21 protein-coding genes are annotated in these 21,334 nt (G+C 70.7%); 12 read left to right on the forward strand and 9 right to left on the reverse strand.

The genetic code is table 11. From position 1 onward, the window contains the following. Nucleotides 1-2 precede the first annotated feature (2 nt). The gene (locus VK611_20495; GenBank protein ID HMG43723.1) at nt 3-1,040 is read right to left on the reverse strand and encodes a DNA recombination protein RmuC; all 1,038 of its coding nucleotides are present in this window, start codon (nt 1,038-1,040) and stop codon (nt 3-5) included. 242 nt (nt 1,041-1,282) lie between these two features. On the opposite strand from VK611_20495, the gene VK611_20500 reads away from it, so the two are divergent. Continuing rightward, complete coding sequence (locus VK611_20500) at nt 1,283-1,762, forward strand: nitroreductase family deazaflavin-dependent oxidoreductase (GenBank protein ID HMG43724.1); 480 nt, start codon at nt 1,283-1,285, stop codon at nt 1,760-1,762. 27 nt (nt 1,763-1,789) lie between these two features. Here VK611_20500 and ppk1 read toward each other — a convergent pair whose 3' ends face one another. The 3 genes from ppk1 to VK611_20515 all read right to left on the reverse strand — a co-directional run bounded on the left by ppk1 (nt 1,790) and on the right by VK611_20515 (nt 5,537). Further along, a complete protein-coding gene (gene ppk1 / locus VK611_20505; GenBank protein HMG43725.1) occupies nt 1,790-3,868 on the reverse strand; it encodes a polyphosphate kinase 1 in 2,079 nt (692 codons plus the stop codon). A gap of 46 nt (nt 3,869-3,914) precedes the next feature. Beyond that, nucleotides 3,915-4,190: a hypothetical protein gene (locus tag VK611_20510; GenBank protein ID HMG43726.1), complete on the reverse strand. Its 276-nt coding sequence runs from the start codon at nt 4,188-4,190 to the stop codon at nt 3,915-3,917. A gap of 84 nt (nt 4,191-4,274) precedes the next feature. After that, nucleotides 4,275-5,537: a trypsin-like peptidase domain-containing protein gene (locus VK611_20515; GenBank protein ID HMG43727.1), complete on the reverse strand. Its 1,263-nt coding sequence runs from the start codon at nt 5,535-5,537 to the stop codon at nt 4,275-4,277. Between the two features lie 143 nt (nt 5,538-5,680). Between VK611_20515 and VK611_20520 the strand changes: the two genes are divergently transcribed. Then, complete coding sequence (locus VK611_20520) at nt 5,681-5,929, forward strand: WhiB family transcriptional regulator (protein HMG43728.1); 249 nt, start codon at nt 5,681-5,683, stop codon at nt 5,927-5,929. A 153-nt stretch (nt 5,930-6,082) separates the two neighbouring features. On the opposite strand, the gene tatA is transcribed toward VK611_20520, so the two are convergent. After that, a complete protein-coding gene (tatA, locus tag VK611_20525) occupies nt 6,083-6,277 on the reverse strand; it encodes a twin-arginine translocase TatA/TatE family subunit (protein ID HMG43729.1) in 195 nt (64 codons plus the stop codon). Between the two features lie 88 nt (nt 6,278-6,365). Here tatA and VK611_20530 point away from each other — a divergent pair, with 88 nt between their 5' ends. Continuing rightward, nucleotides 6,366-7,148 (forward strand): hypothetical protein, encoded by a 783-nt coding sequence (locus tag VK611_20530; GenBank protein HMG43730.1) that lies wholly within the window; start codon nt 6,366-6,368, stop codon nt 7,146-7,148. Here VK611_20530 and VK611_20535 read toward each other — a convergent pair. Then, nucleotides 7,137-7,580, reverse strand: a complete 444-nt coding sequence (locus tag VK611_20535) for a PaaI family thioesterase (protein ID HMG43731.1) — start codon at nt 7,578-7,580, stop codon at nt 7,137-7,139. The genes VK611_20530 and VK611_20535 overlap by 12 nt on opposite strands. 32 nt (nt 7,581-7,612) lie before the next feature. Continuing rightward, nucleotides 7,613-7,897, reverse strand: a complete 285-nt coding sequence (locus VK611_20540; protein ID HMG43732.1) for a WhiB family transcriptional regulator — start codon at nt 7,895-7,897, stop codon at nt 7,613-7,615. A 232-nt stretch (nt 7,898-8,129) separates the two neighbouring features. Here VK611_20540 and VK611_20545 point away from each other — a divergent pair, with 232 nt between their 5' ends. Then, complete coding sequence (locus VK611_20545; protein ID HMG43733.1) at nt 8,130-8,759, forward strand: hypothetical protein; 630 nt, start codon at nt 8,130-8,132, stop codon at nt 8,757-8,759. Here the strand turns inward: VK611_20545 and VK611_20550 are convergent. Then, a complete protein-coding gene (locus VK611_20550; GenBank protein ID HMG43734.1) occupies nt 8,719-10,689 on the reverse strand; it encodes a hypothetical protein in 1,971 nt (656 codons plus the stop codon). The genes VK611_20545 and VK611_20550 overlap by 41 nt on opposite strands. Nucleotides 10,690-10,734: 45 nt before the next feature. On the opposite strand from VK611_20550, the gene VK611_20555 reads away from it, so the two are divergent. Continuing rightward, on the forward strand, nt 10,735-11,577 hold the full coding sequence (locus VK611_20555) for a hypothetical protein (protein ID HMG43735.1): 843 nt from the start codon (nt 10,735-10,737) through the stop codon (nt 11,575-11,577). Between the two features lie 83 nt (nt 11,578-11,660). Here the strand turns inward: VK611_20555 and VK611_20560 are convergent, their stop codons facing one another. Next, nucleotides 11,661-13,064: a sigma 54-interacting transcriptional regulator gene (locus VK611_20560; GenBank protein HMG43736.1), complete on the reverse strand. Its 1,404-nt coding sequence runs from the start codon at nt 13,062-13,064 to the stop codon at nt 11,661-11,663. 95 nt (nt 13,065-13,159) lie between these two features. On the opposite strand from VK611_20560, the gene VK611_20565 reads away from it, so the two are divergent. The 7 genes from VK611_20565 (at nt 13,160) to VK611_20595 (ending at nt 21,294) form a co-directional block, all read left to right on the forward strand. Continuing rightward, nucleotides 13,160-15,298, forward strand: coding sequence for a hypothetical protein (locus tag VK611_20565; GenBank protein HMG43737.1), 2,139 nt, complete (start codon nt 13,160-13,162; stop codon nt 15,296-15,298). A 115-nt stretch (nt 15,299-15,413) separates the two neighbouring features. After that, nucleotides 15,414-16,232, forward strand: coding sequence for a succinate dehydrogenase cytochrome b subunit (locus VK611_20570; protein HMG43738.1), 819 nt, complete (start codon nt 15,414-15,416; stop codon nt 16,230-16,232). Next, nucleotides 16,229-18,148, forward strand: coding sequence for a fumarate reductase/succinate dehydrogenase flavoprotein subunit (locus VK611_20575; GenBank protein HMG43739.1), 1,920 nt, complete (start codon nt 16,229-16,231; stop codon nt 18,146-18,148). The genes VK611_20570 and VK611_20575 overlap by 4 nt, the downstream gene beginning before the upstream one ends. 15 nt (nt 18,149-18,163) lie before the next feature. After that, nucleotides 18,164-18,934, forward strand: a complete 771-nt coding sequence (locus VK611_20580; protein HMG43740.1) for a succinate dehydrogenase/fumarate reductase iron-sulfur subunit — start codon at nt 18,164-18,166, stop codon at nt 18,932-18,934. Nucleotides 18,935-18,985: 51 nt separating this feature from the next. After that, nucleotides 18,986-19,627, forward strand: coding sequence for a sugar transferase (locus tag VK611_20585; protein ID HMG43741.1), 642 nt, complete (start codon nt 18,986-18,988; stop codon nt 19,625-19,627). After that, nucleotides 19,617-20,612, forward strand: a complete 996-nt coding sequence (locus VK611_20590; GenBank protein ID HMG43742.1) for an ATP-grasp domain-containing protein — start codon at nt 19,617-19,619, stop codon at nt 20,610-20,612. Before VK611_20585 ends, VK611_20590 begins: the two co-directional genes overlap by 11 nt. Nucleotides 20,613-20,619: 7 nt before the next feature. Next, nucleotides 20,620-21,294 carry an HAD family hydrolase gene (locus tag VK611_20595; GenBank protein HMG43743.1) on the forward strand — a complete coding sequence of 225 codons (675 nt, stop codon included), beginning with the start codon at nt 20,620-20,622 and terminating at the stop codon, nt 21,292-21,294. Nucleotides 21,295-21,334 lie beyond the last annotated feature (40 nt).

Genomic DNA, 21,334 nt, shown 5'->3' on the forward strand with positions numbered 1-21,334 from the left:
TGTCACCCGGCCACGGCGCGGAGCTCGGGGCGGGAGCGGAGGTCATCGATGCGGTCGAGCGGGCGCTCGAGCTGGCGGCGGCGGGTGCCGGACAGGTCGTCCCAGGAGCGCTGCAGGGTGTCGAGCTGGCGGCCCACCTTGTCGAACGAGTCGGTGAAGCGACGCCACTGGTCCTCGAAGTCGGCGAGCAGGGTGAGGATGTCGTCGGAGGTGCGCTGCAGCTGGGCCTGCTCCACCGCCTGACGGATGACCGCCAGCACCGAGAACAGGGTGCACGGCGAGCACAGCACGACCTTCTGGCTGAGGGCGAGGTCGAGCAGGCCCCGGTCGTTGCTGTGGACGAAGGCGTAGACGGCTTCGTTGGGGATGAACAGCAGCACCTCGTCGAGCGTGGTGTGCGGATCGATGTAGGAGCGACCCGACAGCTCCTTCACCCGCCCCCGCACGTCGCGCAGGAACTGGACGCGGTAGCGGTCTTGCTCGGCGTCGGTGTCGGCGTCGAGGTAGCGCAGGTAGTTGTCGACCGGGAACTTGACGTCCATGTGCAGCTCCCGACCACCGGGGAGCATGAAGGTGAAGTCGGGCACCGTGCCCGCCCGCGTGGCCGTCTGCTTGCGGTAGCTCATGCCCTCGACCAGCCCGGCGGCCCGCAGCACGTCGTCGGCCATGCGCTCGCCCCACTGGCCCCGGGCCTTGGGGCTGGCCAGCGCTTCGCGCAGCGACTGGGTGGTGTCGGCCAGCTTGCCGCTCACCTGCACCACCTCGGCCAGGCGCTGCTCGACCCGGCCCTGCTGCTCGGCGCGCTCCTTCTGCAGGCCCACGACCAGGTCGGTGACCCGGGCCAGCTCACCGCGCAGCTCGCCCGTGCGCAGCTCGAAGCTCTCCTGACGGACCTGCAGGTCGTGCCGGGCGGCGGCGTCGAGCTCGGCGCGCACGCCCGCCTGCGCCTGGGTGACGGTGGACGCCACCAGCACCGCGGCTCGCCGCGCCACGACCAGACCGACCGCGATGCCTGCGCCGATGCCCACGAGAGCACCCACGAAAACCCCGGATACCGCTACTGCGATGACCATGGCACGACCATAAGAGTGGCCTGTGACAGTTAGGGGGATGGACGGAGAAGAAACTTCAACTTTGTCATTTGGCCGGCTCCCGACCCCGAACCTCTGACCCGGGTAGCACGTGGGCGCCACACGACCATGTCCACGATGTCTGTCACCGGCCCTGGCATCGATCAGGATCGAAGAAGCGGGCGACGGGGCAGTGCTCTTACGGTCGTCGCATGGCAACGACACCGAACCAGCAGGCAGGCGGTCGCGCAGGGCGCAAGCCCGGTACGCCCGGGGCGTTCTCACGGTGGATGCAGCACCGGATGAACGCCCGCATGAACCGCAAGGTCCGACGTGGCCGCGGCAAGTTCATGGGCATGGACGTACTGGTCCTGCACACGGTGGGTCACCGCAGCGGGCAGCCGCGGGAAACGCCGGTGGCGTGGTTCCCCGACGGTGAGGACGCCTGGCTGATCGTCGCATCGGGCGGTGGGAGCCAGCACCCGGACTGGCACGTCAACCTGATGGCACACCCCGACCAGGCGTCGATCGAACTGCCCAGCCGCGACACCGTGCTGGTGACGCCGCAGCGGCTCGACGGCGCCGACCGTGGACCGGCGTGGCAGCGCATCGCCACCGCCCAGCCCCGCATCGCGAAGTACCAGAGCAAATCCGACCGCGAGTACCCGGTGATCCGACTCACCCCACGGTGACCGCACGCGCCCGACCGCCAGCGGGGGTCAGGGCTGGCGGGAGCGGGCGATCGCCAGTTCCTGGAGACGGCGGTGGGTGTCGTGGGGCTCCGCGTCGGGTGGCGGGGAGCAGCGGCACCAGGTGCCGTCGGTGCGGAGCTCCCAGGCGACCTCGTCGTCCTCCAGGAGGAGGTCGAGGATCTCCTGGAGGCGATCCTGCAGGTCGGGCTGGGTGACCGACACGAGCACCTCGACGCGGCGGTCGAGGTTGCGGGCCCGGAGGTCGGCCGAGCCGATGATGTAGCGGGGCTGGCCGGGGCCGTCGCCGTTGCCGAAGTAGTAGATGCGCGAGTGCTCCAGGTAGCGGCCCACCAGCGAGCGCACCCGGATGTTGGACGACTGCCCCTCCGCCCCCGGCACCAGGGCACAGATGCCCCGGATGACCAGGTCGATCTGCACGCCCGCCTCCGAGGCGACGTAGAGCTGCTCGATCAGGTCGTCGTCGGTGAGGGCGTTCATCTTCATGACGATCCGCCCCTCGCCACCCGCCTCCGCCACCGCCGTCTCCTGGCGGATCAGCTCGGCCATGTCGTTGCGCAGCGTCCTGGGCGCCACCATCAGCGACTCGTAGCGCACGTTGCGGCCGTAGCCGGTCAGCTCGTTGAACAGCTGGGTGAGCTGGTTGCCGATCGAGGGGTCGCACGAGAGGAAGCCCAGGTCCTCGTAGAGCGCAGCCGTCGTGGGGTTGTAGTTGCCGGTGCCGATGTGGCAGTAGCGGCGCAGGCCGTCGGGCTCGTCACGCACGATGAGCAGGGTCTTGGCGTGGACCTTCAGCCCGATCAGCCCGTAGACGACGTGGACGCCCGCCTCCTCCAGCGCCCTCGCCCACTCGATGTTGGCGCTCTCGTCGAAGCGGGCCTTCAGCTCCACCAGCGCCGCCACCTGCTTGCCGTCCTCGGCCGCCCGGATCAACGACTTCACCACCGGGCTGTCACCCGACGTGCGGTACAGGGTCATCTTGATGGCCAGCACCTGGTCGTCCTTCGCCGCCTGGCGGACCAGCTCGCCGACGGTGGTGCGGAAGCTCTCGTAGGGGTGGTGGACGAGCACGTCGCTGCGGCGCAGGGCCGCGAACAGGTCGGCCGGCTCGTCGTCGTTCACCAGCCGGGCGGGCGTCACCGGCAGGTAGAGGTCGTCCTTCAGGTCGGGCCGGTCGAGGCCGTACACCGACCACAGGCCGCCGAGGTCGAGCGGGGCGGGCGACGTGTAGACGTCGTCGTCGTCCAGGTCGAGCTCCCGTTGCAGCAGGTCGTGGACCTCCTGGCTGGTGGCGGCGTCGAGCTCCAGGCGCACCGCCCGACCGAAGCGGCGGCGTCGCACCTCCAGCTCCACCGCGGCCAGCAGGTCGTCGGCCTCCTCCTCCTCCAACGTCAGGTCGGCGTTGCGGGTGACCCGGAAGGGGTGGACCTGCTCGATCTCCATGCCCGGGAACAGGTCGCCCAGGTGGGCGGCGATGACCTGCTCCAGCGGCACGTAGCGCTCGCCGTCGGGCAGCACCACGAAGCGGGGCAGGATCGACGGCACCTTCACCCGGGCGAAGCGCCGCTCGCCGGCCACGGGGTCGCGCACGATCACGGCCAGGTTCAGCGACAGGTTGGAGATGTAGGGGAACGGATGGCCCGGGTCGACCGCCAGCGGCGTGAGCACCGGGAAGATCCGCTGCTCGAAGGTCTCGACGAGGAACTTCTCGTCCTCCTCGTCGAGCTCCGCCCACGACGAGAACACGATCCCCGAGTCGGCCAGGGCCGGGGCCACCTTCTCGAGGAAGGTCTCCTCCATCCACGGCAGCAGCCGCTCCAGCCGCTCGCGCACCTCCACCAGCTGCTGGGCCGGCGACCGGCCGTCGGGGCTGGGGGCGGTGATGCCGGCGGCCACCTGGTCCTTCAGGCCGGCGACGCGGACCTGGAAGAACTCGTCGAGGTTCTGGTTGAAGATGGCGAGGAACTTGGCCCGCTCGAGCATCGGCACCGACTCGTCGGCGGCCAGGGTGAGCACCCGCTCGTTGAAGTCGAGCCACGACAGCTCCCGGTTGAACTGGCGCGGTACAGCGTCATCCGGGTCCGTCATCCGGTCAACCTACCGGCGGGCCCGGATGCCTCAGATGACCAGGCGCTTACGAGTTGTCGTCTTCTTCGTAACCGAGATCCCACTCCAGCAGGATGTTCTCGCGCTCCGCGTCGCGGACGACCCGCTCGCGGTTGCGGCGGAACTGGGGGTCGTGGGGCGGCAGCAGCACCAGGCGCGCCTGCACCCGGGAGCGGAAGTCGTCGATGATCTTCCGGTCGCCGAACGAGGACCGCACCTCCCAGTGCGGGGCCACGGGGCCCAGGTACACGACCTGCGCGTGCGCCCGCGGCGGCTCGACTTCGGTGGTCTCGACGTCAGACATAGGGCCTGCAGGCTAGCTGCCTCGGCGAAGCCCGAGTCCGCTTGGGGCGGCGGCGGGGTGGTTGGCGGGGTTAGCGGGCGCCTGTCAGCTGCCCCGACGGCCCAGCGTGGCGGTGATCGTCTGCTCCTCGCCGTCGCGCTCGATGCGCAGCTCCACCTGGTCGCCGGGATCGTGGTCGCGCACGGTGTTGGCCACGTCGGTGGAGGTGTCGATCGGCTCGCCGTCGATGGCGACGATCACGTCGCCGTCCTCGATCCCGGCGTCCTCGGCCGCGGTGCCGGGCGACACCTCGGCGACGAACGCACCCTCCTCGGCGACGATGCCCAGCTGGTTGCGCACCGCCTCGTCGACCCCGGACAGGTCGACCGACTGCACCCCCAGGAACGCCGTGTCGGGGTTGATCTCGCCGCCGCCGTTGCGCAGCTCGTCGATGAGCGGCTTGACCGGGTCGATGGCGATGGCGAAGCCGATGTTCTGGCTCTCGGCGATGATCGCCGTGTTGATGCCCACCACCTGGCCGGCCGCGTCGAGCAGCGGGCCGCCCGAGTTGCCCGGGTTGATGGCGGCGTCGGTCTGGATGAGGTTGTTGAGGCTGATCTGCTCGCCGGCGATGCCCGAGTCGTCGATGCTGCGGTCCTTGGCCGACACGATCCCCTGGGTGACGCTCGGCTGACCGCCCAGGTTGAGGGCGTTGCCGATCGCGATCACCGGTTCGCCCACCTGCAGCACGTCCGACGACCCCAGCTCGGCGGGCAGCAGGTCGTCGACGCCCTCCACCTTGATGACCGCCAGGTCGTCCTCCGGTTGGCTGCCGACGAGGCCGGCCGGGTGGGTGGCGCCGTCGAACAGCCGCACGTTGATCTCGTTGGAGCCGCTGATCACGTGGGCGTTGGTGAGCACCAGGCCGTCGGGCGACAGGAGGATGCCGGTGCCGGCCCCCTCGAACACCCCGCCCGCGGTCGCCGCGCTGGTCTCGATGGTGACCACCGACTCCTGCACCTTGTCGAGGATCGCCTGGATGTCCATGACGCCCTCGGGGGTCAGGATGGCGGGACGGGCCACGACCTGGGTCTGGTCGTCGTCGCTGGCCACGACCGCGGCGGCGACGCTCCCCGCGAACATGCCTCCCAGCACGAAGGCGGCCAGCGCCACCAGCCAGCCGCGCCGCCGGGGCTTGCGGACGTGGGAGGGCCTACCGGGCTCGTCCGGCGGACCCAGCGGGCCCGGCGCGTACGGGGGGCCGCTCGGTGGGGGCGGCGGCCGGAGACCACCGCTGGCGGACCCCGGGCTCGCCCACGGCCAGGCGCTCGGCGGGGCCGTGGGCACATCGCGATCGGGCGGGCTCATCCACCCCATGGTTACCGCTTCGAACGCCGGTTGCGTAAGCGCGGCACGTCTCTCCGGCGTGTGGGTGGAGAAGAGTCGAAAAAAGGGGGAACCGATCGCGGTCGCCAACCGTAGAAAGGACATCCCTCATTAACGGAGGACAGATGGGAACCGAGTGGATGGCCCGAGGCAACTGCGCCATTGAATCGCCGAAGATGTTCTTCCCCAGCGATGGCGTGGGTGTCGAGGTTGCGAGGCGGATCTGTGTCGACTGCCCGGTCAAGCAACCGTGTCTCGAATACGCCCTGGCGAATCGCATCGACCACGGCGTCTGGGGCGGATGTTCCGAGCGCGAGCGGCGTCGCATCCTGAAGCGACGTCGCCTGGCGAGGCTGGCTGCGCTCAGCAACTGAGCGATCAGGGGCTGGGAGACCCGAGAGAACGACCCGAACGCGGAAACGACGGCTGCAAGTCAGCCGTCGTCTTCGGCGCGTCCGGCGTGCGCTCGCCGTCGCGCCAACCGGGCGCGCCACGTGGACGCACCCGGTGTGTCGATCTCGGTTGGGCTACTCGGCCGCCGTCGGCTTGGGACGCTCGGCCGGAGCGTCGTCGTCGTCCTCGAACTTGGCGCCGTCCTTGAGGCCCTTCTTGAACTCGTTCTGGGCCTGACCCAGCGAACGAGCGAGCTTCGGGAGCTTGGCACCGCCGAACAACACGAGGATGACCACGAGGACGATGATGAATTCCGGTCCTGAAGGCACGGGGCAACTGTACCTTTCGCTGGGCGAATGTTCGCTGGCGTGTCTGCCTATCCCCTCCTTCGTCACCACGGCAAGATTGGATGGGTGAATGCTCATTGAATGCGTCGTGAACGTCAGTGAGGGGCGGCGCACGGGGCTGGTGACGGCGATCGGCGAGGCCGCCGGCGACGCCCTGCTCGACACCCACGTCGATCCCCACCACAACCGGTCGGTGCTGACGCTCGTGGGCGAGTCGGCCCCGCAGGCAGTCGCCCGGGCCGCCGTCGCACGGCTCGACCTGCGGGACCACCAGGGCGTGCACCCCCGGATCGGCGTGGTCGACGTGGTGCCCTTCGTGCCCCTGGGCGACGCGACGCTGGACGACGCGGTCGCCGCCCGGGACCGCTTCGCCGCCTGGATCGGCGACGAGCTGGGCGTGCCGGCGTTCCTGTACGGCCCGGAGCGCACGCTGCCGGATGTGCGGCGCGGCGCCTTCGCCGGCTTGGAGCCCGACCACGGTCCCGCAGCGCCGCACCCGTCGGCCGGTGCCGTCGCCGTGGGGGCGCGGCCGGTGCTGGTGGCGTGGAACGTCTACCTGGCGACGCCCGACCTGGCGGTGGCCCGCAAGGTGGCGCAGGTCGTCAGAGGACCGCACCTGCGGGCCTTGGGGCTGCCGGTGGGCGACCGGGTGCAGGTGTCGATGAACCTGATCTCGCCCGACGTGGTCGGCCCGGCCGAGGCCTGGGACCTGGTGTCGGCGCTGGTCCCGTTGGCGGGAGCGGAGCTGGTGGGGCTGGTCCCCCAGTCGCTGCTCGACCGCACGCCCCCCGACCGCTGGGTGCAGCTCGACCTGTCGGAGGACCGGACCATCGAGGCCCGGTTACCCCGTTAGGACCGCCTGGGTCTGGAAGGTCAGGGCGACGAGGCGATCCTGGTCGTCACGGAGCTCGGTCTGGACGCCGATCGTCGTCCGGCCGACGTGGACCGGCCGGGCCCGGCCGTGGACGGTCCCCTCCCGCACCGCCCGGAAGAAGTTGGTCTTCGACTCGATCGTCGACGTCCCGGCCCCCGGCGGCAGGTTGAGGAAGGCGCACACCGCGCCGAGGGTGTCGGCCAGGCCCATCAGCACGGCGCCGTGGAGGATGCCGGCGGCCGTGCAGCGTTCCGGCGCCCAGTCGACCCGGCCCTCGACCAGGTCGGCCCCGCGTTCGAGCAGCTCGAAACCGCTCGAGACGGCGAAGGGCATGGCGGACAGCAGCGGGTCGTCGTCCATCGCTGCAGGATGCCCCAGGACGCGCAGCGCGGCCATGACCTCCGAAGTCATGGCCGCAGCAACGCTGTCTGGTGGTGGGCTTGTTAGCTGGCCGACGCAGCGGTGGCTACCCGGCGGGCGAGGGCGCGTTGACGGCGAATGCGACGGCGTTCGCGCTCGCTCATGCCTCCCCAGATACCGAACTTCTCACCGTTGACCAGTGCGTATTCGAGGCAATGCTCCCTCACGACGCAGCCGCGGCAGACCTCCTTGGCCTCGCGCGTCGAAGCTCCCCTCTCGGGGAAGAACAAATCGGGATCCACGCCTAGGCAGTTCGAGTAGTCCTGCCATGTCCTGTCCTCGGGATCTGTGGCCACGGAGAGTTTCATCTGGCCCCCTTCCCGTTTGGGCTCGTCATCATCGTTGATTCGTCTACTCGTGTGCGGAACCACACAGTGCGGTGGTGCCCCATGGCTGCCCTACCGGGCGTGGGCCAATACCACACTTGTAATTACACGGGTGTGATCTTCCCTCACCTGCGGCCCGAGCGCAAGAGCGAGCGACGCGAGAATCGAGAACGTCGTAACATCGGGCGCTGTGCGGGAGGTTGCTCGGGAATGGATGGATTCGTTCGTGGCCTTCACGCGCGGCCACGGCGGCGGGGGCCGCGCCAACTCGTCGGTCGGCGTGGCGTTCGTGATCGGTGCCCTCGTGGTCGCCGTGCTGGGTCTGCGCTGGGTGAGCGCCGAGGGCCCCGACGAGGAAGCGTCCGGCGACGATACTCCCTGGGCGTTCGAGGAAGCGGGAGAGTCCGGGCCGACCACCACCGTCCCCGCCAGCACGCCCCCCGACGTGGTCATCGTGCGCGATCCCGGCGACCCGCCGGCCGGCGAGCCGGTCGTGACGCTGCCCCCGGGTCAGTCCGGCGTGTTCCTCCCCGGCTTCCCCCCGGTCGCCGGCGGCACCACCGGCACGACCGACTCCCCCGGCGCCACGACGCCCCCGGGCGGCAGTTCGCAACCGACAACAGGCCCCACACCCAGGCCGACCCCGAGGCCCACCGCCCAGCCGACGCCCAGCCCAACGCCCACCGCGACGCCGACACCGGAGCCGACGCCCACAGCGACACCCACACCGGAGCCGACGCCCACAGCGACACCCACACCGGAGCCGACACCTGGAAGCGGCGGCGCCGGCCTGGGCGACCTCGTCAGCGGGCTGATCGGCGTGCTGGGCCTGCGGATCTTCTGAGCCGGCGCTTCTGCTCGATGAAGTCGACCAGCACGTAGTCGCCCAGCGTCTCCGGGGTGGTGAAGAACGCCCGGCCCTGGTTCAGCTTGGTGAGCTGCTCCACGAACGCCCGCAGGTGGCCGGTCGGGTCGAGCATGAAGGTGTTGATGCGGATGCCGTCGCGGGTGCAGCGGACCACCTCGCGCAGCGTGGCGTCGACCGTCTCCTTCACCGGCGGGTAGGAGAAGAACGGCTCGGCCATGCCCGACTCGAAGTGGGCGGTCGGCTCGCCGTCGGTGATCATGATGATCTGCCGGGTACCGCCCTCCCGGGCCAGCAGCCGCCGGCTGATCTGGAAGGCGTGCTGCATGTTGGTGCCGTAGACGAAGTCCCACGACACCTCGGGCAGGTCCTGCGGCCGGATCTCGCGCGCCACCTCGGAGAACCCGACGATGCCCAGGTAGTCGCGGGGGAACTGCGTGGAGATCAGCGAGTGCAGTGCCATCGCCACCTTCTTGGCGGCGAGGAAGTTGTCGCGCATCGGCATCGACAGCGACAGGTCGAGCATCAGCACCGTGGACGACCGGACCACCTGCTCGGTGCGCTCCACCTCGAAGTCCTCGGGTGACAGCTCGACCGGGGTGCCGCCGCCCATCCGGGCCACCGCGTTGCGGACCGTCCGCTCGATGTGGAGGTTGAACGGGTCGCCGAACTCGTAGGCCTTGGTCTCGTAGGTGCGCTCGTGGCCGGCCCCGGTCAGCTCCAGGTCGTGGCGGCCGAGGCGGTCCTTGGCCAGCTTCTGGAACAGATCGTGCAGGGCGTTGCGGCCGATCTTGCGCAGGCCCTTCGGGGTCAGCTCCAGGCGCCCCTCGCGCTGGTCGACCAGGCCGGCTTCCTGGAGCATCCGGGTGAGGCGGGCCAGCTCGTCGAGGCTGCTGCCGGCCTCGTCGCCCAGCAGCTCCTTGGCCCGCTCGACGTCGACCTCGGCCAGCGCGCCCGGCTGGGCGGCGCCCCGGAGCAGCTGCTCGAGGCGGTCGAGGTCGCCGAGCTCCTCCAGCGTCGACGCGGCCTGCGCCAGACCGAGCGGGTCCTGGCCGCGGAAGTCGTACTGCTGACCCCAGCCCATCCCGGGGAACATGCCCTGGAGCTGGGAGCCCAGCTGGTCGATCTGCCAGCGCAGGTCCATGTCGTCGAGCAGCTGGGAGGCGAGCTGGTCGATCTGGGCCCGCTGCTCGGGCGTCATCGAGGCGAGCATCGCCTGCATCGCCGCCATGCGACGGGCCAGCACCTCGAGCAGCTCGTCGAGGTTCTGCGGGTTCTCGGGGAAGAAGTCGCCGTGGCGCTCCATGAACCCGTCGAAGTCGGGCTCCTGGCCCCGCGCCCGCTGCTCGATCATCTGGTTGAGCTCGGCGAGCATGTCCTTGAGGCGGGCCATGTCCTCGGGGGTCATGCCCTCGACGGCGCCGGTCATGCGGTTCACGTACGAGTCGAGCACCTGCTGGCGGAGGCGCTCCACGAGCTCCTCGAAGCGCTGGCCGGCCTCGGGGGAGGCGAAGTCGTAGCTCTGCAGCTCGCGGACCTGGCCGGCGAGGTCGGGCGGGAGCATGTCGAGCTGGAACTGGCGCTCGTCGTCGCCCGGCAGGGCCCGGCGCTCGGTCTCGACCACCTCGCCCAGCTCGCGGGCGATCTCGTCGTAGACGCCACCGAGGTCGAAGCGGTCGAGCCGCTCCTGGCGCTCGCGGCGCAGGCGTTCGAGCAGCTCGCGCACGCCCTGGACCCAGTTGCCGTCCCGGTCCTGGAAACCCGACTGGAGGAGCCGCCGCAGCGCCGCGTGGAGGTCGCCGTGGTAGAGGAGGTCGTCGGTGATCTGCTCGAAGACGGTGTCCGCGTCGAGCTCGAAGCCCACCTGCGTGCCGTCCCAGCGGCTGTATCGGAACTTCGGCCGCGCCATCGCGAGCCACGGTACCTGGGCACACCCGCAGTTAGCCTCCCGGCGATGGAAGCGATCGTGGCACGCAAGATGTGGCGGACCCTCGAGCCCGTCCACGCGATGATCTACTTCACGCCGCGGGCCACCGAGGCCTACGACGCGCTGGGCATCCCCCGGCGAACCGGCTACTTCGCGTCCCGCAGCGCGCCGATGGGCGCGGTGGCGGCCGAGGTCGTGACCGCCACGTTCTTCAACTTCAACCCGACGGTGGTCGAGGCCGCGATCCCGGCGGCGTGGGACGTCGCCTCTCCGGAGGCGATCGTCGCGGCCCGCTTCTCGGCGGCCGACGTGGCGCTGCGGGAGCTGCTGGGCGACGAGGTCGTGACCTCGCCGGAGCTGGCGTGGGCCGCCGCGACGGCCCGGAAGGCGACCGAGGCGTGCGACACCGCCGGGCGACCCCTCTACGCCGGCCACGTCGGGCTCGACTGGCCCGACGAGCCGCTGCTGGTCCTCTGGCACGCCCTCACCCTGCTGCGGGAGTACCGGGGCGACGGCCACGTCGCCGCCCTGCTGCTCGCCGACGTCAGCCCGTGCGAGGCCCTGCACACCCACATCGCCGCCGCCGAGGGCATCCTGCCGCCCGACGTCCTCAAGCGCACCCGGGGCTGGCCCGAGGACGAGTGGCAGACCGCCGCCGACGACCTGCGCACCCGGGGCTGGCTCGACGCCGACGGCGGGTTCACCGACACCGGCCGGGCCGCCCGCGAGCAGGTCGAGGACGCCACCGACGCGGCCGCGCTGGCGCCGTGGGAGGCGCTGGGCGAGGAGACCTGCGACCGGCTCCGGGCGACGATCCGCCCGTGGAGCCGCACCATCGTCGACGGCGGCGGACTGACCGGCAACCGCTGACCCGTCCGAACCCGTCCGAAATTGCGCTGATCAGCCCGCTCCATGCGGGTTTTCGAACGCAATTTCGAGGGGTTCGAGGGCTTTCAGTTGCGGCTGCGGTAGGTGGCGCCCGAGGCGAGGGCGTCCTTGTTGAGGCGCTTCGACAGGTGCAGGCCCTCCAGCACCAGCTCGACCGCGCTGGCCAGCGCCGCCGGGCTCTCGTCGCCGCCCGCCAGCGCCGCCACCGGCTCCCGGAGCGACGGCACCTCCTCCACCAGGCGGGCCAGGTCGGCGGCGGCCACGTCGTCGCCCGTCTGCACCGTCGCCCCCTCCTCGAAGGCGACCACCACGTCGCGCAGCGAACCCGGCGGCACCCGGCGCTTGAACACCGTGAGGATCGCGGCGCGCAGCAGCTGCTCGGCGATCTGCTCCTCGCGGCCGTCCTCCAGCGTCTCGATCTCGACCTTGCCCATGGTCGACGCGGCGAGGGCGTCGAGGTCGCTCACCCGGGGGCTCACGTCGCGCTCGCCCTGGCGCAGCGCGCGGCGGGTGGCGTTGGCCACCAGCACCTCCTGGTTGGCCACCGACAGCCGCACCGACACGCCCGAGCGCTGGTTCACGTGCGAGCTCTCCCGGGCCAGGTGGGTGAGGGTCGCCACCAGCTCGGACATGTAGTCGGGCACCGACACCCGCACGCCCTCGACGTCGAGCGGCCGGGCCTCCTGCTCGACGATCGCCACCTCGGTCTCCACCTCGAGCGGGTAGTGGGTGCGCACCTGGCTGCCGAAGCGGTCCTTCAGCGGGGTGATGATGCGGCCGCGGTTCGTATAGTCCTCCGGGTTGGCCGAGGCGACCAGCCACACGTCGAGCGGCAGGCGGATCTTGTAGCCGCGCACCTGGACGTCGCGCTCCTCCAGCACGTTGAGCAGGCCCACCTGGATGCGCTCGGCCAGGTCGGGCAGCTCGTTGATGGCGAAGATGCCCCGGTTCGTGCGGGGGACCAGGCCGTAGTGGATGGTCAGCTCGTCGGACAGGTAGCGGCCCTCGGCCACCTTGATGGGGTCGACCTCGCCGATGAGGTCGGCGATCGAGGTGTCGGGCGTCGCCAGCTTCTCGCCGAAGCGCTGCTCCCGGTGCACCCACGCGATCGGCGTGTCGTCGCCCTGCTCGGCGATCAGGTCGCGGGCGTAGCGCGACACCGGGTTGTCGGGGTCGTCGTTGATCTCGCTGCCGGCGACGATCGGCGACCACTCGTCGAGCAGGTCGACCAGGCTCCGGATGATGCGGGTCTTCGCCTGGCCGCGCTCGCCGAGGAAGATCATGTCGTGACCGGCCAACACCGCGTTCTCGATCTGGGGGAGAACGGTGTCGTCGTAGCCCTTCACGCCGGGGATCAGGGCCTGGCCTGCGGCGATGCGAGCCACGGCGTTGCGCCGCACCTCGTCCTTCACCGGCACCGACCGCCAACCCGACTCCCGTAGGGCACCCAAGGTGGTGGGACGAGACATGCGCCTCAACCTATCGCCGGCCTGCGCGCCGCAACCGGGCGAACGAAGCTTGACCGGTTGACCGCGGTGACCCGCGGGTAGCCTCCGGCTCTCCTATGTTTCTGAGCGACGGTTGGCGGGCCGCCGAAGCAGACGACCACCTTCGACGCGCCTACTACGACGACAGCTTCGACGACAGCGGCTGGGCACCCATCACCGTCCCCGGGCACTGGCGATCTCGCGACCCCTTCGCCAGCAGCGACGGGCCGTTGCTGCACCGTTGCCACTTCGCCGCGCCCGCTCCCGCGGAGGGACGCCGGGGGTGGCTCACGTTCGAGGGCCTCTTCTACCAGGGCGACCACTGGCTCGACGGCGCCTACCTGGGCGACACCGAGGGCTACTTCGTCCCCCACTCGTTCGAGGTGACCTCCGCGCTGCGGGCCCGGTCGGAGCACACGCTGGCCGCCGAGGTCACCTGCTCGCCGCAGCACGACACGAAGGCCAAGCGCAACCTCACCGGCGTCTTCCAGGGCGGGGACTCCTTCGACCCCGACTGGAACCCGGGCGGCATCTGGCGTCCCGTGCACGTGACCGAGACGGGGCCCGTGCGGATCGCCCGGCTGCGGGTGCTGTGCCGGGAGGCGTCGTCGGAGCGGGCGGTCGTCGCCTTCCGGGCGACGCTCGACAGCGACGCGGCCCGTTCGGTGCGGGTCGAGTCGCTGGTCGGCGAGGTCGACCACGTGGCCGTCCACCCGCTGGCCGGTGGCGAGAACATCATCGACTGGACCGTCACCGTCGACCGGCCCTCGTTGTGGTGGCCGCACGCGCTCGGCGACCCGGTGCTCCACGACGTGGGGGTGCGGGTGTTCGTGGAGGACTCGGACGACGAGCAGCCGAGCGACGAGCGGTCGCTGCGCGTCGGCCTGCGGTCGATCCGGCTGCGGAACTGGGTGTGCTCGGTGAACGGCGAGCGCCTCTTCCTCAAGGGCGCCAACCAGGGGCCGAACCGGATGGCGCTGGGTGCGGCCACCCCGGAGGAGCTGGCGGACGACGTGGCGCTGGCCGTCGACACCGGGCTCGACCTGCTGCGGGTGCACGCCCACGTCAGCCGGCCCGAGCTGTACGACGCCGCCGACGAGGCCGGGCTCCTGCTGTGGCAGGACATGCCGCTGCACCAGGGCTACGCCCGCGGGATCCGCCGGCAGGCCGTGCGCCAGGCCCGGGCCGCCGTCGACCTGCTGGGGCACCACCCGTCGATCGCCGTGTGGTGCGGGCACGACGAGCCCATCGCCCTGGAGCACACCGAGTGGCCCGACGACCTGGCCGGCCGGCTCTCCAGGGGGAGCCGCATCGCCGGGGCCCAGCAGCTGCCGACCTGGAACAAGACCGTGCTCGACGGGTCGATCAAGCGGGCGTTCCAGCGGGCCGACGGCACCCGGCCGGTGGTCCCCCACTCGGGGGTGCTGCCGCACCCGCCCCGCTTCGACGGCACCGACGCCCACCTCTGGTTCGGCTGGCACTGGGGCGACGAGCGGTCCTTCCCCGCCTTCTGCCGGGCCCTGCCGCGGATGGCGCGGTTCGTCACCGAGTTCGGGGCGCAGGCGGTGCCCTCGGGCGAGGGCGCGGCGTTCATGGAGCCCGAGCGCTGGCCCGACCTCGACTGGGAGCGGCTGGAGCGGACCCACGGCCTGCAGCGGTCCGCGTTCGACCGCTACGTGCCGCCGGCCGACCACGCCACCTTCGAGTCGTGGCAGGCGGCCACCCAGCGCTACCAGGCGACCCTGCTCAAGCACCACGTCGAGACGCTGCGGCGGCTGAAGTACCGGCCGGCCGGCGGCTTCGCCCAGTTCTGCTTCGCCGACGGGCACCCGGCGGTGTCGTGGTCGGTGCTCGACGAGGAGCGGCGTCCCAAGCTGGGCCTCGCCGCCCTGCGGGATGTCTGCCGGCCGGTGATCGTGGTGGCCGACCGGCTGCCGGCGTCGGTGATGCCCGGCGACCCGCTGGGCCTCGACATCCACGTGGTGAGCGACCGGCGCGACCCGCTCGACGGCGCCGAGGTGACCGCCAAGCTGTCGTGGGCGGGCGGCGACCACGCCTGGCGCTGGACCGGCGACATCGGCCCGGACTCCTGCGTGCGGGTGGGCACGCTGCAGGTGATCGTGCCCTTCGCCCCCGGCCCTCTCGTCCTCGACCTCGAGCTCGACCTCCCCGACGGCGAACGCGTGTCGAACCGTTACGAGTCGCGGATCGCCTGATGACCATCGCGTGACCGCTCCGCGTCGATTTTCTGGGGGATGGGGTGCGGAGAGTAGGTTCGCCGGCGGACGCCAAGTAGGGGCGTTCAGGAGGCTGAACGAAGCGATGCAGACGATGGAGCGACCCACAGTCGCCCCGGTGCACCCCAGCCGCCGCCCAGCTCCTTGGCCCGTCGAGTTCTACCGCTCGGCAGTCGGCAAGAAGTGGGTCATGGCGCTCACAGGCATCGGGCTCATGGGCTACGTCTTCTTCCACATGCTCGGCAACCTCAAGCTGTACCTGGGGGCCGAGGACACCAACCACTACGGCGAGTGGCTGCGCCAGCTGCTCGTGCCGTTCTTCCCCCGTACCGTCACCCTGTGGCTGCTGCGGATCGGGCTGGCCGGCGCCTTCGTGTTCCACATCCACTCGGCCGCCAGCCTCACGCTGACGAACCGCCGGGCCCGGTCCCAGGGGAAGTACGTCGCCAAGCGCGACTGGCAGGCCGCCACCGCCGCCAGCCGCTCGATGCGGCTCACCGGCGTGGTGATCCTGCTGTTCGTGGTCTTCCACCTGGCCGACCTGACCTGGGGCTGGATCAACCCCGACTTCGAGCGGGGCGACGTCTTCCGCAACCTGGTGGCGTCGTTCGAGCGCCCGCCGATCGCGGCGATCTACATCGTCGCCAACATCGCCCTGGGCATCCACCTGTTCCACGGCGCCTGGTCGATGTTCCAGAGCCTCGGCCTCAACAACCCGAAGTGGAACTCCTGGCGCAAGGGCTTCGCCGCCGGGTTCGCCGGCATCGTGATGATCGGCAACCTGAGCTTCCCGATCGCCGTGCTGACCGGGGTGATCGACGCCGACGACAACCCCGACTGCCGGGTCGACGGCGACAGGATCGAGACCTGCGAGCTCTACGAGGAAGCAGGAGGGGAAGGTGCGACACCGTGATCGGTGAGCTGAACGGCAACGTCCCCGACTACCCGATCGACGAGGCGTGGACGAACCACAAGTTCGACATGACGCTCGTCGCCCCGCACAACCGGCGGCGCTTCAAGATCATCATCGTCGGCACCGGCCTGGCCGGGGCATCGGCGGCGGCGACGCTGGGCGAGCAGGGCTACGACGTCGAGGTCTTCACCCTCCACGACAGCCCCCGCCGGGCGCACTCGATCGCCGCCCAGGGCGGCATCAACGCCGCCAAGAACTACAAGGGCGACGGCGACTCGGTGCAGCGCCTCTTCTACGACACCATCAAGGGCGGCGACTTCCGCAGCCGTGAGGCCAACGTCTACCGGCTGGCCGAGGTGTCGGCGAACATCATCGACCAGTGCGTCGCCCAGGGCGTGCCCTTCGCCCGCGAGTACGGCGGCCTGCTCGACAACCGCAGCTTCGGCGGCGCCCAGGTGGCCCGCACCTTCTACGCCCGCGGCCAGACCGGCCAGCAGCTGCTGCTCGGCGCCTACCAGGCCCTGGCCCGCCAGGTGCACGCCGGCACCGTGAAGCTGCACACCCGCACCGAGATGCTCGACCTGGTTGTCAAGGACGGCGTCGCCGTCGGCATCACCGTGCGCGACATGGTCACCGGCCAGGTCCTGTCGCACTCGGCCCACGCCGTGGTGCTGGCCACCGGCGGCTACGGCAACGTCTACTACCTGTCGACCAACGCCAAGTTCTCCAACGTCACGGCCGGCTGGCGGGCCCATCGGCGCGGCGCCCTGTTCGCCAACCCCTGCTACACGCAGATCCACCCCACCTGCATCCCGGCCTCGGACGAGTTCCAGTCGAAGCTGACGCTGATGTCGGAGTCGCTGCGCAACGACGGGCGCATCTGGGTGCCGAAGAACCCCGACGACACCCGCCGGGCCGACCAGATCCCCGAAGAGGACCGCGACTATTACCTCGAGCGCAAGTACCCGTCGTTCGGCAACCTGGTCCCCCGCGACGTGGCGTCACGGAACGCCAAGACGGTGGTCGACCAGGGTCGCGGTGTCGGCCCGCTGAAGAACGGCGTCTACCTCGACTTCTCGGGTGCCGTCGCCCGCCTCGGCGAGGACACCATCCGGGAGCGCTACGGGAACCTGTTCGACATGTACGAGCGCATCACCGACGAGGACCCCTACTCGGTCCCGATGCGCATCTACCCGGCGGTCCACTACACGATGGGCGGGCTCTGGGTGGACTACAACCTGATGTCCAACGTGCCCGGCCTGTTCGTGCTGGGCGAGGGCAACTTCTCCGACCACGGCGCCAACCGCCTCGGCGCCTCGGCGCTGATGCAGGGCCTGGCCGACGGCTACTTCGTCGCCAGCTACACCCTGGCCAACTACCTGTCGGGCCAGCTCGGCAACGACCCGGTGCCCACGTCGGACCCCGTCTTCACCGACGTCGAGGCCAACGTGGGCGACCGCATCGCCCGGTTCCTGTCGGTGAAGGGCACCCGCTCGGTCGACGACTTCCACCGCGACCTCGGGAAGATCATGTGGGAGTACTGCGGCATGGCCCGCAACAAGGAGGGCCTGGAGAAGGCCCTCTCCGAGATCCCGGCCCTGCGCGAGGAGTTCTGGAAGGACGTGCGGGTGCTCGGCGGCAACTCGCTCAACCAGTCGCTGGAGAAGGCCGGCCGCGTCGCCGACTTCTTCGAGCTGGGCGAGCTGCTGGTGCGCGACGCCCTCCACCGGGAGGAGTCGTGCGGAGGCCACTTCCGCGAGGAGCACCAGACCGACGACGGCGAGGCGCTCCGCGACGACGACCAGTTCGCCTACGTCGGCGCCTGGGAGTGGACCGGCAAGGGCAACGACCCGAAGCTCCACAAGGAGCCCCTCGACTTCAAGAACGTGCACCTGACCCAGCGGTCGTACAAGTAGGAGCGGCGACGCACGATGGACATAACACTGCACATCTGGCGCCAGCCCGGCCCGGGGCAGCCCGGCCAGGTGGTCACCTACGTCGAGGAAGCCAAGGACATCAGCCCCGACATGTCGTTCCTGGAGATGCTCGACATCGTCAACGAGCGGCTGATCGCCAAGAACGAGGAGCCGATCGCCTTCGAGCACGACTGCCGCGAGGGCATCTGCGGCAGCTGCGGGATGATGATCAACGGCCAGGCCCACGGCCCCCAGCGGGGCACGGCCACCTGCCAGCTGCACATGCGCAAGTTCTCCGACGGCGACGAGATCTTCGTCGAGCCGTGGCGGGCCCGGGCGTTCCCGGTGCTGCGCGACCTCATCGTCGACCGCCAGGCGTTCGACCGCATCGTCGAGTCGGGCGGCTTCATCTCCGCCCCCACGGGCGCCGCCCCCGACGCCAACATCACGCCCATCCCCAAGGTGGTGGCCGACGCGGCGATGGACGCGGCGGCCTGCATCGGTTGCGGGGCCTGCGTGGCGGCCTGCCCCAACAACGCCGCCCAGCTGTTCACGGCGGCGAAGGTGCAGCACCTGAACCTGCTGCCCCAGGGCCAGGCGGAGCGCTACTCCCGGGTCACGGCGATGGTCGACACGATGGAGGAGTTCTTCGGCTCCTGCACGAACCACGGCGAGTGCCAGGAGGCGTGCCCGAAGGAGATCTCGGTCGACTTCATCGCCTACATGAACCGCGACTACGTCAAGGCGCAGATCAAGAACAGGAAACTGCTGGGCCAGGTCTCCTGATATCCGGATCTCCCCTGGCGCCGGGCGACCAGATGCGCCAGACTCCCCGGCGTGGCGGAAGGTAATAAGGGGTCGGGCGGACTTACTGTCGATCCCTCTCGGATACTCGACTTCCTCATCGCAGCTGCGGTGCTGATCGTCGGCGCGCCCATCATCGTGGTCGCCGCGGTGCTCATCCGGCTCCAGATGGGGTCGCCGGTCCTGTTCAAGCAGGAGCGGGCAGGGCGCAACGGGAAGACGTTCGTGATGGTGAAGTTCCGCTCGATGCGGAACCCGAAGCCCGGCGAGGACGGCCCCGACTCCGACGCGGCGCGCCTCACCCGGCTCGGCAAGTTCATCCGGGCGACCAGCATCGACGAGCTGCCCACGATGGTGAACGTGCTGTGGGGCGAGATGAGCATGGTGGGGCCCCGGCCGCTGCCGGTGCGCTACCTGCCCCGCTACTCCGACGAGCACGCCCGGCGCCACGACGTGCGCCCGGGCATCACCGGCTGGGCGCAGGTGAACGGCCGCAACGGCCTGACCTGGGACGAGCAGCTCGACCACGACGTCTGGTACGTCGAGCACCGGTCGCCCCGCCTCTACTTCGACATCCTCGGCCGCACGGTCCAGACGGTGCTGGCGCGCGACGGCATCAGCGAGGACGGCCACGCCACCCGCACGGAGTTCCCCGGGTCCGGGTATGCCGTCTGAGCGGCCGACGGTCCTGATCTCCTCGGCCGGCCGGCGGGTGGAGCTCCTGCGTGCCTTCCGACGCACCCTCGAGGGCCTCGGGTCGGGCGACGGCCGGGTGCTGGCCGTCGACTGCTCCTGGTACTCGGGCGCCTTCCACGACGCCGACGAGGCGTTCCTGGTGCCCCGCTGCGCCGACCCCGAGTTCATGCCCCGCATGCTGCAGATCTGCGAGGAGCAGCACGTCGACCTGGTGATCCCGACGCTCGACCCGGAGCTGCCGGTCTACGCCGCGGCTCGGGAGCAGTTCGCGGCGGTCGGCACCACGGTGGCGATCTCCAGCCCGGAGGTGGCGACGATCGGGGGCGACAAGCAGCGCACCCACGACTGGCTGGTCGCCGGCGGTTTCCCCACCGTGCAGCAGGGGTCCGTCGACGACGTCCGGGCCGACCCCGACGCCTGGCCGTTCCCGCTGATCGTCAAGCCCCGCTTCGGCAGCGCCTCGATCGGCGTGGGCGTCGTGCACGACCTCGCCGAGCTGGAGCAGGCGGCCAACGGACCCGACGCCCTGGTGCAGAGCCTGGCCACGGGTGTGGAGCACACGATCGACCTACTGGCGGACCGTGACGGCACGTGCCGGGTCGCCATCCCCCGGCGGCGGATCGAGGTCCGCTCCGGCGAGGTGTCGAAGGCGGTGACCGTGCGGTCGCCGGCGCTGATCGAACTGGCCGAGAAGCTGTGCGCGGCGCTGCCGGGTGCCTACGGGGCGCTCAACGTGCAGGTGTTCGTGGGCGACGAGCCGGGACAACTGGCGGTGATCGAGATGAATGCCCGCTTCGGTGGTGGGTACCCACTGTCGTACGCGGCGGGAGCCGACTTCCCGTTGGCGCTGGTGCAGGATGCGCTGGGCCTACCATCGACCGCCCCCTTGCAGGGGTGGCAGGACGGGCTGGTGATGCTGCGCTACGACGCAGCCGTCTTCGTCACCGACCAGGACCAGGAGTAGGAACCCAGTGACTCTCGCAGTCGACGCCATCGTGCTCGACATCGACGACACCCTGTACCTCGAGCGCGACTACGTCCGCAGCGGCTTCGAGGCCGTCGGCCGTTGGGCCCAGCGCGACCTGGGCATCGACGACTTCGGCGCCCGGGCCTGGGCCGCCTTCGAGTCCGGTGCCCGCAACACGATCTTCGACGACGTGCTGGCCGAGTGCGGCATGCGCAACGACGACGCCATGGTCACCGAGCTGGTGGCCCGCTACCGCACCCACGCCCCGTCGATCGCTCTCGCCGCCGATGCCCGCGAGGGCCTCGACCGCTGGCAGGGCATGGTGGCGCTCGCCGCCATCACCGACGGGCACCTGTCGAGCCAGCAGGCCAAGGCGCGGGCGCTCGGGCTGGAGGCGTGGACGTCGACGATGGTGTTCACCGCCAGCCTCGGCCCCGGCAAGGGCAAGCCCGACCCCGGGAGCTTCGAGCAGGTGCAGGGCGAGCTGGGCGTCGACGGCAAGAGCTGCGTGTACGTGGCCGACAACCCGGCCAAGGACTTCGCCGGGCCCCGCTCGCTGGGCTGGCGCACGGTGCGGGTGCGGCGGCGCCTGAGCCTGCACGCGGAGGTCGACAGCGGCGACGACGTCGACCACGAGATCACCACCCTCCACCAGCTGGACGCGGTGCTGCTGACCTAGAAGAGAAGGGACGGGCGGGCGACATGAACCAACCGGCGGG

The organism is Acidimicrobiales bacterium, assembly GCA_035316325.1.
In the GTDB taxonomy this organism is placed as follows: Bacteria; Actinomycetota; Acidimicrobiia; order Acidimicrobiales; family VFJN01; genus DASXTK01.

Coding starts and splice junctions, on each gene's coding strand:
- VK611_20515 (HMG43727.1), bottom strand. CDS start 5,537: ATGAGCCCGCCCGATCGCGATGTGCCCACGGCCCCGCCGAGCGCCTGG.
- VK611_20520 (HMG43728.1), top strand. CDS start 5,681: ATGGGAACCGAGTGGATGGCCCGAGGCAACTGCGCCATTGAATCGCCG.
- VK611_20570 (HMG43738.1), top strand. CDS start 15,414: ATGGAGCGACCCACAGTCGCCCCGGTGCACCCCAGCCGCCGCCCAGCT.
- VK611_20550 (HMG43734.1), bottom strand. CDS start 10,689: ATGGCGCGGCCGAAGTTCCGATACAGCCGCTGGGACGGCACGCAGGTG.
- VK611_20540 (HMG43732.1), bottom strand. CDS start 7,897: ATGAAACTCTCCGTGGCCACAGATCCCGAGGACAGGACATGGCAGGAC.
- ppk1 (HMG43725.1), bottom strand. CDS start 3,868: ATGACGGACCCGGATGACGCTGTACCGCGCCAGTTCAACCGGGAGCTG.
- VK611_20535 (HMG43731.1), bottom strand. CDS start 7,580: ATGACTTCGGAGGTCATGGCCGCGCTGCGCGTCCTGGGGCATCCTGCA.
- VK611_20560 (HMG43736.1), bottom strand. CDS start 13,064: ATGTCTCGTCCCACCACCTTGGGTGCCCTACGGGAGTCGGGTTGGCGG.
- VK611_20565 (HMG43737.1), top strand. CDS start 13,160: ATGTTTCTGAGCGACGGTTGGCGGGCCGCCGAAGCAGACGACCACCTT.
- VK611_20580 (HMG43740.1), top strand. CDS start 18,164: ATGGACATAACACTGCACATCTGGCGCCAGCCCGGCCCGGGGCAGCCC.
- VK611_20590 (HMG43742.1), top strand. CDS start 19,617: ATGCCGTCTGAGCGGCCGACGGTCCTGATCTCCTCGGCCGGCCGGCGG.
- VK611_20530 (HMG43730.1), top strand. CDS start 6,366: ATGCTCATTGAATGCGTCGTGAACGTCAGTGAGGGGCGGCGCACGGGG.
- VK611_20510 (HMG43726.1), bottom strand. CDS start 4,190: ATGTCTGACGTCGAGACCACCGAAGTCGAGCCGCCGCGGGCGCACGCG.
- VK611_20500 (HMG43724.1), top strand. CDS start 1,283: ATGGCAACGACACCGAACCAGCAGGCAGGCGGTCGCGCAGGGCGCAAG.
- VK611_20545 (HMG43733.1), top strand. CDS start 8,130: ATGGATTCGTTCGTGGCCTTCACGCGCGGCCACGGCGGCGGGGGCCGC.
- VK611_20555 (HMG43735.1), top strand. CDS start 10,735: ATGGAAGCGATCGTGGCACGCAAGATGTGGCGGACCCTCGAGCCCGTC.